A 15244-nucleotide genomic window follows, 5' to 3' on the forward strand; every position below is an offset into this window, starting at 1 on the left:
GGACATCAGCTAGACGCAGAAAATGCGGGACTTAGAGGTCATCGAGCGGTCAAATTCTTTGGGCAACAAAAAAGGGACAGGCTTATGGGCCTGTCCCTTGGTAAGGTGCTGCAATTGGTTTAGAAGTTGATCTTCCCGGCGAACTGCAGGAAGCGACGCTCATCGTTTGCACCGCCTGTTACACCGCCCTTGGAGGCGAGAACAGGATAGGTGGTTCCGGCGGCGTACGGGCTGCCTGCGGTTTGAGGATCAGTTGCACCTGCACCGTAGGGTGCGTCGGCGTCTGTACCCGATTGCGCCACGTCCAGCGAAGCTCCCTGGATGTAGAGGTTGTGATGGTTGGTCACGTCGTAGCCCTCGGCCCTCAGTTCGAGGTTGACACCCTCGTGGATGGGGAACTGCTTCGAGATCGACACGTTGAAGTTATACGCGCCGGGACCACGGAAAGCGTTGCGAGCCGTCATCGCCGCGGGATACGGACCGAAGTCAGAGATCCCGAGGAGTGCCGGATTAGAGATCGGGACTGCTGTAGGCAGTGCGCCGATCTGATAGTTGTTGGCTCCGCCGCCGGTCACGCCCTTCGGAATCGACTTGAAGGTATGTTGTGTGACTGGCGTAGAGGGCGTGTAGCGAGGAATGCTGTAGCCCGAATTGTCGTTGGTGGAGTCGTAAAGAGTGAACGGCGTCCCTGTGCGAGCAGTGAAGATACCGGTCAACTCGTAACCCCCGAGCAGTTCGCCGAGAAGGGTAGTCTTCTTGGCAAAGTAAGGCGTGCGCCAGATTGGGGCGATCACGATACGCTGACGAATGTCAAAGTCGCTATTGCCGTGGTCAAGCGCTGGGTTGTACGGATTCGTGTAGCCGAGCGAGAAGTTGCCAGCCGAGGTCTCAGAGAAGGTTGTGCTCAAATCGTCCGTGGCATGCGCAACCGTGTAGTTCGCAACCAGAGACAAACCAGTGTGATGGATGTCCTGAGTTGTGAATTGGAGGTTAGCAGCCTGGTAGTAAGAGTCGCCGTTCGATCCGCGATTGTTGTCGTTTGTATATTGTGGATTGACGTAAGTGAGAGCAGAGTTCCCGGAGACAGGATCCTTAATCGGATCGCCCAGATAGAAGTTTCCGCTGCCAGGGATGTTGTAGTTTTTGATGTCGTATAGGTGGATACCACGTGCACCGTTGTAAGTCAGCTCAACTACGCTAAGACCGATCTGCTGATCGAGTGAGAGCGAATAGAACTGCGTTTGAGCGGTACGGATGTTCTGATCTACATGCCGAAGGCTGACTGGAGGCAGCGGAACTGACGTGCCGGAACCTGCGAGCGGACCAGAGTTTGAGTTGGTGACGACCGGGTTCAGCGTCCCCGACTTTTGAATTACAACGACCCCGTAGTTTGGTGGGTTCTGAATAACGTTGAAGGTGACGTTGCCGAAGTTGCGCTCGTACGAGATGCCATAGCCTCCACGAATTGCAGTCTTGCCGTCTCCGAAGAGGTCATAGGCAAATCCGATGCGCGGCGACGCAGTACCGTACTGCGGATTCCAGAGTCCCCCGATCGGGCTGTTGGGAGTGGTAAGTACCTGACCACTGCGGACCTGTTCAGGAATGCTGCTGCCCGGTCCATAGTAGAAGTTGGAATCGAGGTTCCTGTTGTTGTTGTGTTGAACGCCGTAGTACTCGTACCGCAAACCATAGTTGAAGGTAAACTTCGGAGTAACCTTCCACTGGTCCTGCACATAGGCTGCCCAATCATGAAAGCGATCAGAGCGGGCAAACTGCGGCTGGGTAGCCGGCAGGTTGATCGTGCAACCCGCGTTCTGCGCAAGCACGCTGGTGTAGGGATTACGTGCGCAAGGAACTGCGCCCTGAGGATTCACTGCTGCCTGAAACTCAAAGAGGTTTCCGGTCAAAAAGTTATTGAGTCCGCTCTGCGTGTTATTTCCAAGCTGCTCGTTGGCTTGAGCGTATGCACCGTAGGCACTGTTTTCCTGGATGTAAAGTATCTGAGCGCCGCCCTGTATCTGATGGCGACCCTTGGTCAGGTTCACATCCTGGTTGATCTGCACAGTGTTCTGAGGTCCGCCGAAAGGCAGACCGCCATTCCCAGGATTGGTGTCATAGAAGCCAGGGAACTGGAAGCTGTTCTGCGTGAACGGATCCTTGGCGTTTGGCGCCACGATCAGTGTCGGCGTCTGCTGGAGCGAAGTGTCGTAGGTATTGCTGACGTTGAGACGAGCGAAGCTGGCCTTGGTCACAGTAGACAGAGCAGGGTTGAACTCGTGCGCTACGCTGAGAAGGTAAGCCTGACCGATGTTTGAGGTGCCGACGTTGTACTGCGCATACGGAGTCGAAGAGCCAACCGCAGAGCCAAGCTCGTCCACTTCGTGATAGTTGACGTAGCGGAAGAACGCCTGAGTCTTCTCACCGAGGTTGTAGTCAAGACGGCCAGTGACGTTATACGTGTTCTGTGGAACTCCGCCGCCAGCGTCGTTCGGCGAAGCATATCCAATGTTAGCGAAGATCGGCAGGCCTGGATCCAGGGTCGGATACAACGGCGTGGCCGGGGTCGTAGCAGTCGCAGGCTTGCCAGCTTGAAGGTTTGTGGTAGTGCTCAGAACGTTAAAGTTCTGATTGCCGCCGTAGGTTGAGAAGAAGCTCTGAACGTTCGCGGGAGCAGCTGCGAGCAACTGGCTCGTCGGAACGACCGCAATCTGATTCGCCGAGCTACGGACACGAGTCAACTCTGTTGAGGCGAAGAAGAAGAGCTTATCCTTAAGAATCGGGCCACCAACCGCACCGCCAAACTGGTTGCGGGTGTAGTTGCCCTTCGGGTTCCCCTGCTGCGCATTCGCCACGGTGTTAGAGGTCGTTGCGCCCAGACGATTGAACTCCCAGGCAGAACCATGAAAAGAGTTGGTACCGCTCTTGGTCGCCACGGCAACGACGCCGCCGGACGCACGTCCATACTCCGCGCCGAAGTTGTTTGTGATGACGCGATACTCCTGAACAGAGTCGATCGGCACGATGATGCCAACCGAATCTCCGAAGACGGTAATGTTCTCAACACCGTCCAGAAGGATCTCCGTACCTGAGTTGCGCTGGCCGTTGAGCGAGAAGTTGACGCCGCGGTTTGCTCCATTCTGAACCCCGCCCGCCGCCGTATTATCACCGGACGAGATGTTGCCCGAGAGAGCGACGAAGTCATAAGGATTGCGGGTAAGCGACGGCAGCTGCGAGATCTCCTGCTGGTCGATCACCTGCGAGACTTCGGGGGTTTGAGTGTTCACCTGGGCGTTTTGGGTCGCCGCAACGTCGATCGTGACCGCATTATTGCTGACCTGCAGTTTTTCATCGGCCGTAACATGACCTCCGATCGCCACCACGATGTCGGTCTTTGTCGTTCCAAAGCCCGAACTGGTCGCCGTCACCGTGTATTGCGCCGGCTGCACGTTGGTAAAAGCATAGATACCGGCAGAGTCACTCTTGACCTGACGCTCGGCATTCGTAGCCAGGTTTTTGAGAGTGACCGTGGCGCCAGAGATAATTGCGCCGGTTGCATCCGTGACCGTGCCTGCAACCTCGCCGGAAGATTGAGCGATTGCAGCGGGTGCGGTTAAAAAGAGGGCGAAGAGAGCAATTACGAAAATGGATATCCATTTCGCAAAAGGATGCGATTCGTGAAACTCATTGCTTTTCAACTGTATATGGCTCCATTAGGGGTCTTATTACGATGGGAAAGCGACGCGGATCAAGCGCGCAGGGAGGGGGATACTTCCCTTATAAGCAAGTGGAGTGCCAAATTGTCATCGACCCGCCGCTAAAGAAACAGGACAGTTAGCATGAATGCCGGTTAAACCTCTATGAAAATCTGTATTTCAAAATATGCATTCGGCGAATCGCCAGCCAAGGACCATCCATTTCTTGATCGATCAACACTTGACAGTTGACGCCCTCCGAAATGTGTGCGGCAACCTGCCGCAACTTGCAGCTAGGAAGAGCTGGACCTCACATCAAAAATGGTTTTCATAGAATAAAAGAATATTTTCATGGGGCAATAAACGTGCTTTTGTGGAGCAAGCTATCGGTTGAGGGAGACCTCGACGAAGGCGCGTACCCGAAATGAGCTAAGACTTAGGTCAATCCATTTTTCGGGAGAAGAAATTCTCTATTCCATAAAACAGGATCCCCGCAAAGGGTGACTTATCAGACATGCCGCCAAAAAAATCCTTGGTTTAGCTGACTTTTCGAGTGAGAGAAATTTCTCTTTGCAATGGCCCTAAAGATGCATATGCATCAGGAACAGCGTCGCGACGACAGTATTGCCCCTACAGTGGGATTGTTCCGACCAAGACCCAGGAGAGCACATAAAGATGAAAAGGCTTCTTTCGATATTGATGATCCTATTCGCCACCGTGACGTTGAGCTACGGCCAGGCCACCTCGGTGAACGGCGGATCGATCCAGGGCTCCATTACGGACCCCTCCGGCGCCAACGTGCCTGACGCCACGGTTACGATTCTTGCCGTCGATACCGGCGTCTCGAAGACCGTCACCACCGATAAGGCTGGCTTCTACAGTGTCGGTCCGCTAAACCCTGGTCCTTATACGGTGACCGTCTCAGGAGCCGGCTTTGAAAAGCTCTCCGTGACCACGGTTGTGCGTACCGGTACCGCTACTCCTGGTAACTTCAAACTGACCCTTGGTTCCTCTGCTGAAACGGTCGAAGTCAACGCCGGCGCCCTCCAGGTCAATACGGAGCAGATCGGCGTCTCCGGTGTTGTCACCCGCGAGCAGATCGACGCCCTTCCCGTCAACGGCCGCAACATTCTCGACGTCGCTCAGCTTCAGCCTGGCGTCGTTCTCCAGTCCGGTCAAACCTTCGATCCCACCAAAGCAGGCTATTCGGCCATCTCGGTCAGCGGCGTCGGCGGACGTACAACACGCATTCTGCTTGACGGTCAGGACATCACCGACGAGACCGTCGGAACGACCATCTACAACGTACCCTCGGGCGCTATCCAGGAGTTCCAGCTCAATCGCTCCACCCAGGACGTCTCGGGTGAAGTCACCTCGACCGGTCAGGTCCTTGTTTCGACCCAGTCAGGAACCAACAAATTTCACGGCAACGCCTTCTACAACTTCCAGGATGCCCGTGCAGGCGCTGCCGATATCAGCGGATCTACGGCTCCCTTCCAGCGTAACCAGTTCGGTGGCTACATCGGCGGTCCTATCATTAAGGACAAGCTCTTCTTCTTTGGCGGAGCCGAGCGTATTCTCCAGCATGAACAGGACGCCGCGCTGGGCGCAGCCCCGGTCTTCTCTTCAATCCTCCAGCAGTATCCTTTCGTCCCTGCTCCATTCACCGATAACTTCAGCACAGCCCGTCTCGATTACAACGGCCCCAAGGGTATCCACCTCTTCGCCCGCGCCGTCTATAGCGTCAACTCCGACTTCGCCACCTTCGGTCTCGCTCCCTACCAGGTCTATGAGAACCGCGACAACGTCCCGGGACTCGTAGGCGGAGCCGACTTCACCACCGGCCACTTCACCCACTCCTTCCGTGGAGGCTATGAGAAGTTCCACAACCTCCTCGAAGACGGAACTGCAGCTCTCGGCAGCTCCATCTACAACCCCTCGTCGCCGACCTTGGGCCAAGTCACCCTCATCGGCAGCATCAACGCCGGACCGAACTACCTCGCTCCTCAGGGAACCTTCCAGACCGACAAGCAGTTCCGTTATGACGGCAGCTGGACCAAGAGCTCACATACCTTCAAATTCGGCTTCGACTTGAACCGCCTTGCTAGTGGCGGATTCGCAGCCTTCTACGGCGCATCCCTCTACACGGATATCTCAGCTACCCCGGGCAACCTCGCTGCTGGAGGCAATGCGGCCAACCCACTCGACTATGTGGCTTCTTTGTACGCCCTCGGCAACGGCAATGGACTCTTCTCTGAGCGCCCCGGCTTCGGTCTACCTGGCGGTCTTTCACCCAGCTGGCGTTTTGGCGCCTACGTGGCCGACACCTGGAAGGCATCGTCGTCTCTCACGCTTACTGCAGGTCTCCGCTGGAGCGTCGATACCGACCGCGCCAATCAGGATCTTGCCACTCCCCTTTGCTCGAGTGTAGCGCCAGCTCAGCAATTCTCCGGTTGCACAGGAAATACCCCGCTCTTCGACCAGTACCAGGCTGGCTTGGGCGTCCAAACTCATCAGCCCTATGCCAACTTTGGACCGCAGTTCGGATTCAACTTCAGCCCCGGAGATCACAAGACGTCCCTCCGCGGAGGAATCGGCATCTTCTATGAGAGCAGCGTCTTCAACAACACTGGCAACTCCCGTACGGAGTCCGTTCAATCCGACTTCCCGGCCTTCAACTATGGCTTGGCGTTTGCTGGAAATTCGAGCATCACCCTTCCTGGATATGGCTCAGTCACTGCGGCTCCCGACGGCACTCCCGTCTCCACGATTCTCAACGAGCCAATTGGACTAGCCGCCCCTGAAATCAACGCCATCAAGGCCGAGTACCAGGCAGCGGTAAAGGGCGTGGCCGGCGTCAATCCTTCGTACATCGGTACCACCGGTCTCTATGCGAACAGCATCTACGCCGGACCGTATGTCAGCCCCTACTCGATTCAGTTCAACGGCGGAATTCAGCGCGAAATTTTCAAGGGCGTGGTGTTCAGCGCCGATTATGTACACAACGCGACGCTCAAGATTCCCATCTCGCAGGACGTAAACCATGTCGGCGCGGCGCGTACGCTTAACACCGCAGCAGCGCAAAACGCCATTGCCGCCACAACCGCAGCTTTCGGTTGCGCCGGAGGCGCTTCGTCGGCGGCTATTAACTGCGCAATCGCACAAACCAACAATACTGTTCACCCCGGACAGGGAGCACAGATAACCGACTTCGCAGGCAACGGTCTGGACTCCGGAACGAACTTCCTCGGTTCAACGGCCGCTTCGTATAACGGTAAAACCATCGCCACGGGAGCAGCGTTCCCTGGCACCAACCCCAATGTCGGACAGGGTAAATTCATCCTTCCCATCGGCCGGTCCGGCTACGATGCACTTCAGGTTGTGCTTCAGCAGCAGAAGTCGCATCCTGCTCCTGGCATCGTGAGCAGCAACGTTCAGATCTCCTACTCGCTCTCGAAAGTCGTTGGCGTCAACGCAGGAACGAACCCGGGAGACCAGTTCTTCGCTGGAACTCAGGCATTCGACAACGATGATCCCAACCGCTACATGGGTCGCACCCCGCTCGATCACACCAACGAGTTGAGCTTCGGTGGCAGTCTCGGTATCAAGTACGGGCTGAACCTCGCGATGATTGGTCACTTCTACTCCGCCTCTGCCGCCTCCCTCGTTCTCGATACTACCGCCGGGAACACGGGACAGATCTTCCAAACCGATGTGGACGGCGACGGAACCATCGGAGATCTCGTCCCGAGCACCGGTCCTGGCTCTTATGAGCACGAGATCAAAGGGGCAGGTCTCAACCGGCTGATCAACACCTACAACGCCACGTCCGCTGGTACTCCAACGCCCGCAGGTCAGGCATTGATTGCCGCCGGTCTCTTCACCCCAGGACAGCTATATGCCGCAAATGGCGTACAGCAGGCGATTGCGCTTGGTCCCAACAAACCACTCAACAACGCCGCACTTCGCACGTTCGATCTCAGCGCCAACTACCCGATTCGCCTTGGCCGCCTCCACGAGGGTATGAGCCTCGTCCCGGGTGTTGCCATCTACAACGTATTCAACATGAGTAACTTCGAGGCCATCCCCGGCATCGTAAGCCAGGCGGTTGGAGAACTGATCAATACAACTGATGCAGCAGGCGGTGTCCCGGGAGGCTACTACAACGGCCCTGCCGATCAAGCAACGTTGAACCAGGCTCGTACTACTCGTAACTCCGGTACCTTCGACCAGGGCGGACCTCGTACCACAGAGTTCCAGCTCAAGTTCAACTTCTAACTCGAAACAGTCCTAACTCAAAGGTGGAGACTTCGGTCTCCACCTTTTTCTTGCACCTTTGTCTATCTCTTCAGGGCTCTCTCTTCTAAAACGAAGCGGCACGCGTTGGAAGGAAACCTCCGAAGCTGTCCGGGTTTGCAGAAACACCCGATTCCAGAAGGAACGGCGATGCAATCCCTGTCGACGGCGAATGCCAGATTGGGAAGCCGCAAAAAAATATTTGAAATTGATGGCGTACTTTTAGGCCGCGTCAGAGTGACTGTTTTTTCTCCACGTTTACCACGCATTCCACCACGTTTACACCAGCAAAAACCCACCGCTACGAAGCCAGTTTTCCCAAAACACCCCTCAAAAACGCCCGCAAAACCGCGAAACCCCGGCTCGACCGGGGCTTCGAAATTTTTTCCGCAAAAGTAACTTCCCTACTCGGCTTTACCGAGGGTTTTGTCTTTGTAGGCCTTCTGCAGAACGAAAAATGCCTGTTTCTTGACTCCCTGGTCGGAGATAAGACCTTTGCGGTTGAAGTTGTCCTGCAGCCCCGGATTCACGCGGCGCGCAGACCGGAAGTCCATCAAAAGCCAGGGGCTTGTGCCGCGAAGCTGGGGGATCTTATTCAGCATCGCAATCTGATGACGATAGATCTCGGCTTGATACTCCTCAGTCCAAAGCGCAGGATGAGTATCGCCAGAAGGCGCGTGATTACCGGCTTTTGCATCGCCTCCCCACTCGCTCATGATCAGAGGCTTGTCGTAGCGAATCTCCCACGTGGTGGTATCGGCCCCCTCCGCATGTTGCTCATACCAACCGATGTACTCGTTGACGCCAATGACATCAAGCACTTTGCCAAGCGGGTCATCGACAATCTTGTTCGAGCCAGCTGCAGTCTTTTCCGTGCGAACGAGAAGCGCGGCGGTGACGAGACGAGTGGGGTCAAGCTGATGCGCGAGATCGACCATCGTCGTTAGGTATCTCGTACGAGCCTCGGTGTTTGGCGTCTCATTAGCAACCGACCACAAAATAATAGAAGCCTTGTCGCGGTCGCGACGAATCATCTCAGCGAGTTGCTGCTTCGACTTCGCGAGAACCGCGGGGTTGTCGAACTGCAGGGCCCAGTAGTCTGGGATCTCCGCCCAGACCATGAGGCCGAGTCGATCCGCGGCTCGCGTCATGCGCTCGTCGTGGGGATAGTGCGCTAGGCGGACGTAGTTGCAGCCTAGTTCTTTCGCCCAACCCAGAAGAGTTTCGACGTCCTTTTCGGAATAGGCTCGGCCGGTGCGATAGGGGGCCTCGGCGTGAATGGAGATCCCGCGAAGAAAAACGGGCTGTCCGTTCAGTAGGATCTCGGTGCCGCGGGTTTCGATCGTGCGGAAGCCGATATTATCCTCGATTCTATCGGGGCCTGAAGAGATTTCAACCGCGTAGAGCTTAGGATTCTCGGGCGACCAGAGGCTGAGAGACTTCGCAGGGATGCTGATGGCCGCACGCGAGTTCGTATCGACCGTGGATTCGACTTTAGCTTGAAGTTCAGGAATCGTCACAGTGACCGGAGTGCCCGGAGACGCGCCTTCAACGTGAACATAGCCTTCGATGATAGAGTGGTCGGCCCTGCTCAGATGCAGATCGTAGTCATCAATAAACTGAGTAGGAACCGTGACCAGTGAGACATCGCGAGTGAGACCGCCATAGTTCCACCAGTCGGTCTGGAGCGTTGGGACTCCATCCGCAATGCGAGTGCTGTCGACTGAAAGGACGACAAAGTTTTTGCCGTCGTGGAGAGCCGCGGTGATATCACAGTCAAATGGGGTAAAGCCACCCTCGTGCTCACAGATTTTCTTTGTGTTTACCCAGACAACGGTGCGATAGTTGGCGGCGCCGACGTGCAGGAAGGTGCGAGTGTCTGGAGCGGCAGTGAACTGGAAGTCCTTCTCATACCAGATCGGGCCTTCGTAGTAGAGAAGTTCGGGACGTTGCGTGTTCCAGTCGCCAGGAACACGAAGTGTGGGGGCGTTGGCGAAGTTGTAGTCCCGTGGATTGCCATTCGGGTCAAAGGGCGCATTCATGAAAAAGCCATCTTTGCGCAGTTCCTGATGCAGTGTGTAGATACCGGTCGAATACTGGTCGATGATGGTGTGCCATTCGCCATCAAGCGAGATGGCGGGGCGGTGGTCGACGTCGACCAGCAGCGTAGTCCCTGTTTGGTTGGTGTTCTGAGGAGGGGTCTGGGCAAACGCGGGCGCTGTGAGAAGCAAAGAGAAGACAAGTGTGCGGATGGCGGACTGCTGCATGAGGTGTTCTCCGGTCGTGGTGCTCGGTTTGTGCAAGTGTGCCGAAAGAGTTCCGAAAGCCATAATACTTCGGTCTCTGAACAATTGCTTGGTTCAGCTTCGAACGAGCTGCGGGCCAACATCCAAATGCGAGTACGCTCTTCCATGGCGTGTGAACGGCAAGGTTGTTAGGCCGAAACCGGGGCATCGACCTCAGCCCACGGAAGAAAGAGAGAGAAAATGGTGCCGCGGTGGAGCGGGTGTTCGCTGCTGCGATAAGTCAGCTTGCCTTGATGGCGAGTGACGATGCCGGCGGAGATCCAGAGGCCGAGTCCGGTACCGTTGAGGTCTTTGGTGGTGTAAAAGGGCTCGAAGAGGCGGGCCTTTACGGTAGGAGACATGCCGTGGCCAGTGTCAGCGATAGTAATGCGAATGCCATGACGAGGCTGCATCTGGTCGGGAGAGTAATCGGTGGCGTCGTGGGCGCGTACGATCAGGCGGCCGCCGCCAGGGCGCATGGCATCGATCGCGTTGGCGATGAGATTGTTAAGCACCTGGCGAATGTCGTTTTCGAAGCAAAGGATCTGCGTGCTGCTGGCATACCTCGCGTCGACCTGGATATGTGAGTTGGCTAGCCGACCCTGATAGAGATTCAGGACGGCATCGACAAGATCGGCTGCACTGACGCGGGTGGCGCGGACGGCCTGCCGATGGAAGCGCAGGGTCTGTGTGGCGATCTGGCAGACGCGGGAGAGCTCACTCTGTGCAGTCTGCAGGTACTGCCGGGTCGACTCGGGAAGGTCCTCCGTCAGGGCGATTAGGTAGAGAAGATTGGTGATAGCCTCGAGCGGGTTATTGATCTCGTGCGAGATGGAACTGGCGAGCCTGCCGACTGCTGCAAGCTTCTCGCTCTGGATGAGGGCAGCTTCGGCTTTCTTCTGATGAGTAACTTCGAGCACGACTGCAGCGATGGCTTCGACCGAGCCGTCCGCAGCAAAGACCGGTGAGTAGCTGACGTTGAAGGTGCGTTGTTCGCCGGGACGACCAGGCAGGTCGCCATGCAGCAGGTTGCTGCGAACCGGTCTGCCTGAAGCGGCCGTCTGGAGGAGTTCCTTGAGGCCAGGAAGTTTGACGATGTCCGTAATCACTTGGCCGAGAATCTTCTCCCGGGGAAGTCCAATGATCTCGACCTGACGATCGTTGACGCGGAGATAGCGCAGCGTGGCGGCGTCGAAGAGAGCGAGGCCCACAGGAGCAGTCTGATAGATCGACTCGAGTTCGGCGCGTTGGCGTTCCGTCTCTTCCTGTCGCTTCTGGAGGGTTTCAGCAAAGGTCTTGCGATCGTCGATGTCGATGGCGACGCCGAGCCAGTGGAGGATCTTTCCTGAGTCATCGCGGACGGCCTGCGCACGGAGCCACCACCAGCGAGAGACGCCATCCTTGGCGCGAATAAGACGGGCTTCGAGATCGTACTCCGTTCCCGTCGCAACCGAGTGCGTCCAGGCCTCCAGGGCTCGCTGCCGGTCTTCGGGGTGGAAAGCCGTTAGCCAGTTGAGGCCATTGAGAGTCTCGATGGTGAGCCCGATGTAATCGAGAAATCCCTGGTTAGCGTAGGTAATGCTGCCGTCTGGCGCGCCCATCCAGATAGCTTGCGGGTTGAGGTCAGCCAGGACACGGTAACGCGCTTCGCTGGTTACAAGCGCTTCTTCATTCTTTTTCCGGGCGGTGATATCGATCGTGAGACCGCGAAGACGGGCTGGCTTGCCACCGACGGAGATGATCTGGCCACGATTCTCGATCCACAGAACGCGACCATCAGCTGCCTGTACCTGACACTCCACAACAATCATCTGCCCCGTTTCAACGGCGGCTTGTACGGCAGCAGCGATGGTAGGGAGATATTCAGGAACAAGAATATTTTTAAACGCGCGGGCGTCGGGGATGTCGGCCAAAGGATGGCCGAATACGGGATAAGAGCCGGCCCCGTAGATGGCTTTGCCCGTCGCGTAGTCCACGTCCCACGTAGCGGCACGAGCGGTCTGCTGCACCGAAGCGAGAAGATCCTGTTGTCGCTTGAGAACCTGATCCGATTGACGGCGGGCGGTGATGTCGCGGAAGAAGAGCACGATGCCATCGTCGTAAGGACGGCATTGAATGGAGAGCCAGAGATTGAACGGCTCGGGGTAGAAGGCCTCGAACTCGCCCGGGATACCTTCGTCCATCGCTCGATGGTAGTGATAGCGGAACTCGCTGTGGCGTTGAGCAGCCGCAGGAAACTCCTCCCAGAGATTCTTTCCGAGTAGCTCGCCCAACGGGCTGAGAAGTTCCCGGGCACGGCGATTGAGATAGGTAAAGTTCCAATCATGGTTGAGGCTTACGACCGCGTCCGTAGTGATCTCAAGAACTTGGCGGAGCTGTCTGGCCGCGGTGGCGCGAAGCAACTCCGCACCTTTGCGGTCGGTAATATCGCTCGAGAAGATGATGATGCCGTCTTCGAATGGGCGAGCGGAAACTCGAAACCAGATATCGAGCGGTTCGGGGTAATAGGCCTCGAACTCGGTCGCGATGCGCCGCTCCATGGTCGTACGGTAGTGAGATCGAAAGGGCTCTTTCTGGTTGGAGGGGAACCGCTCCCAGAGATTCTCGCCAACGAGAGTATCGGTTTTGAGAATGTCGAGCGCGGCGCGATTGGCGAAGGTGCAGATCCAGTTGCGATCGATACAGACGATGGAGTCCGGGGAGGCATCGAAGATCTGTTGCAGCTGCTGAACGGCAGAGTCGCGAAGAGACTCGGCGCGCTTGCGGTCGGTGACATCGCGATAATAGAGCGCCACACCCTCTTCGGTCGGCAGGATGTGCACATCGATCCAGACGTCGAAGGGGGCGTAAAAGTGCTCGATATGCCGCGGTTCGCGCGTCTGCATGACAGAGCGGTAGGTCCGTTCGACAGCTGTGCCGACCGTCTCGGGAAAGAGCTCCCAGTGGGTTTTGGTGTGTATATCGGATGGCTCGAGACGGCTAATCCGGACCGCTTCCGCATTGGCATACGTGATAACCCAGTTACGGTCGAAGCAGAGGACGGCTTCGGGCAGCTGGGCGACAAGGCGCGCGAGATTGTCGTTCTCGGCATCGCTCTCACGCCGGAACTGAGCGCGGCGGTTGAGAGTGACAGGCGCTTTGGCGACGATCGAGTCAGACATAGCGGCAACGTACGGACGAAGCTTCATCTTACAGAGGAATCGTTGATTGACACAGATCCTTCTGCTTGCAATTGAAGACGCGCTTCGAGTTGGTCCATCCGCGACTTCACGGTTTCAAGGGCGGCTGACAGAGTCGTAACTTCAGTCTCCAGTTGAGCCAGGCGCTGGCTTGAGCTCGCGGGAGCCTCGGTTCGCTCGACGGGGTAAGCGGCGAGGTCGGGCGCGGCGCCAAGCAGATGGGCGTAGCGGGCCTCCCGTGAACCGGGCTGGCGAGGCAGGATCGTTACCAGCGGGCCGGTGGCCTCGGGCGCACCCTCACTCGTTGACGGGCGAGCGGAGAGGCGTTCCAGTGTGGACTGGACGGCGGCAAGATCGTCAAAAGTATAGAGGCGGTCGGCGCGGCTGCGGAGCTCTCCAGGAGTCTGGGGGCCACGCAGCATCAGGAGGCACAGGACTGCGGTCTCGTCGCGTCGGAGGTTGAGGACAGTGCGGATGCGATGCTCGTACTTGGGGACGCGCGCGTCACGCACCGGGTTGGTCAGGGCAAGGTCTTCGAGCGTATGAAGCGCCTGCCGCAACTCCTCTTCGCTCAGTTCGAGGACCGGGTCGCGGCTGGACCGCTGATTGCACGCGTTGACCAGCGCGTTGAGCGAGAGGGGATAGTTCTCGGGAGTTGTGATCTCTTTTTCGATGAGCGAGCCGAGGACGCGAAGCTGAATGGGATCGAGCTGCATGCCTACTAGGGTGCCATACCCAGGGTTGGCTTGGCTCGGCGGATAATAAAGAACTATGACAGATGGCCGGTTGCAATTTTTCGACGAAGCCCAGGTGAGAGCAGCGCTCTCTTATGACGATCTGATTCCAACCATGCGTCAGGCATTGACGGACTTATCAGCCGGCCGAGCGGCCCAGCCGCTCCGAACCGTGATGTCCGTGGCCGCGCACACAGGGTGGTTTGCGGTAATGCCAGCCGCTTATGGCGGCGTAATGGGCGCGAAGATGGTCACGTTTTACCCCGGGAACGCCGATAAAGGAATGCATACGCATCAGGCAGTGATTCAGCTGTTTCGTGCGGATACTGGCGAACCGCTGGCCATCATGGACGGCCGGTTGATCACCGAGATGAGGACGGCGGCGGTATCGGCCGTAGCTGTTGACCTGCTAGCGCAACCCGACGCAAAGGTGCTCGGGATTCTGGGCAGTGGAGTTCAAGCTCGCTCCCATGTGCAGGCGCTGTCGCGGGTCCGGAAGTTTGAGGAGATTCGGGTGTGGAGCCGCACGGAGGGCAACGCGAGAAGGTTCGCTGAGGAAGTTGGAGCACAAGTGACGACGGCGGAAGAGGCAGTGTCAGGAGCGGACGTGGTGCTGACACTGACAAGTTCGCCGGAGCCAGTTCTGCGTGGGCGATGGCTGAAGAAGGACGCGATCGTTTGTGCCGTCGGAGCCGCGACGCCGAATCGCAGGGAACTCGATGACGAGGCCATGCGCGGAGCGGTAGTCGTGGAATCCCGAGAAGCAGCTCTGCGTGAGCCCGGGGATATCCTGCTGGCAAAGGCCGAGGTGAGTGCTGAGATCGGAGAGTTGTTGCAGGGAAAGCAGTTGGATAGAAGAGATCGACCAGTGGTGTTCAAATCGGTAGGGATTGCGATCGAGGACGTAGCATCGGCGAAACTGGTTTACGACAGGATATCCAACGGTAAGAGGTAAGTGTTGATACCGAACGGTTTACTCGAACTCCATGAGGCTGAAATTCCCATGTTTGGCAACAGTTCCGAATATGACACTAAAGTTACAGAAACAAAGTCGGCGA

General features: G+C 57.1%; 6 protein-coding genes. 2 read left to right on the top strand and 4 right to left on the bottom strand.

The genetic code is table 11. The features are described 5' to 3' along the window. Positions 1-119 precede the first annotated feature (119 nt). Entirely contained in the window at positions 120-3695 is a 3576-nt protein-coding gene (locus RBB76_RS11225; protein WP_429632526.1) for a TonB-dependent receptor domain-containing protein, read from the bottom strand. 672 nt (positions 3696-4367) lie between these two features. Between RBB76_RS11225 and RBB76_RS11230 the strand changes: the two genes are divergently transcribed. After that, positions 4368-7970, top strand: a complete 3603-nt coding sequence (locus RBB76_RS11230) for a carboxypeptidase regulatory-like domain-containing protein (protein ID WP_429632528.1) — start codon at positions 4368-4370, stop codon at positions 7968-7970. Between the two features lie 422 nt (positions 7971-8392). On the opposite strand, the gene RBB76_RS11235 is transcribed toward RBB76_RS11230, so the two are convergent. The 3 genes from RBB76_RS11235 to RBB76_RS11245 all read right to left on the bottom strand — a co-directional run bounded on the left by RBB76_RS11235 (position 8393) and on the right by RBB76_RS11245 (position 14168). Beyond that, positions 8393-10318, bottom strand: coding sequence for a glycoside hydrolase family 2 protein (locus RBB76_RS11235; RefSeq protein ID WP_429632530.1), 1926 nt, complete (start codon positions 10316-10318; stop codon positions 8393-8395). Between the two features lie 104 nt (positions 10319-10422). After that, positions 10423-13461, bottom strand: coding sequence for a PAS domain-containing sensor histidine kinase (locus RBB76_RS11240; protein WP_429632532.1), 3039 nt, complete (start codon positions 13459-13461; stop codon positions 10423-10425). Further along, positions 13458-14168 carry a YceH family protein gene (locus tag RBB76_RS11245; RefSeq protein WP_429632534.1) on the bottom strand — a complete coding sequence of 237 codons (711 nt, stop codon included), beginning with the start codon at positions 14166-14168 and terminating at the stop codon, positions 13458-13460. The genes RBB76_RS11240 and RBB76_RS11245 overlap by 4 nt, the downstream gene beginning before the upstream one ends. A gap of 55 nt (positions 14169-14223) precedes the next feature. Between RBB76_RS11245 and RBB76_RS11250 the strand changes: the two genes are divergently transcribed. Then, the gene (locus tag RBB76_RS11250) at positions 14224-15141 is read left to right on the top strand and encodes an ornithine cyclodeaminase family protein (protein WP_429632536.1); all 918 of its coding nucleotides are present in this window, start codon (positions 14224-14226) and stop codon (positions 15139-15141) included. Positions 15142-15244 lie beyond the last annotated feature (103 nt).

The organism is Tunturiibacter psychrotolerans (assembly GCF_051013365.1).
Lineage (GTDB): Bacteria > Acidobacteriota > Terriglobia > Terriglobales > Acidobacteriaceae > Edaphobacter > Edaphobacter psychrotolerans_A.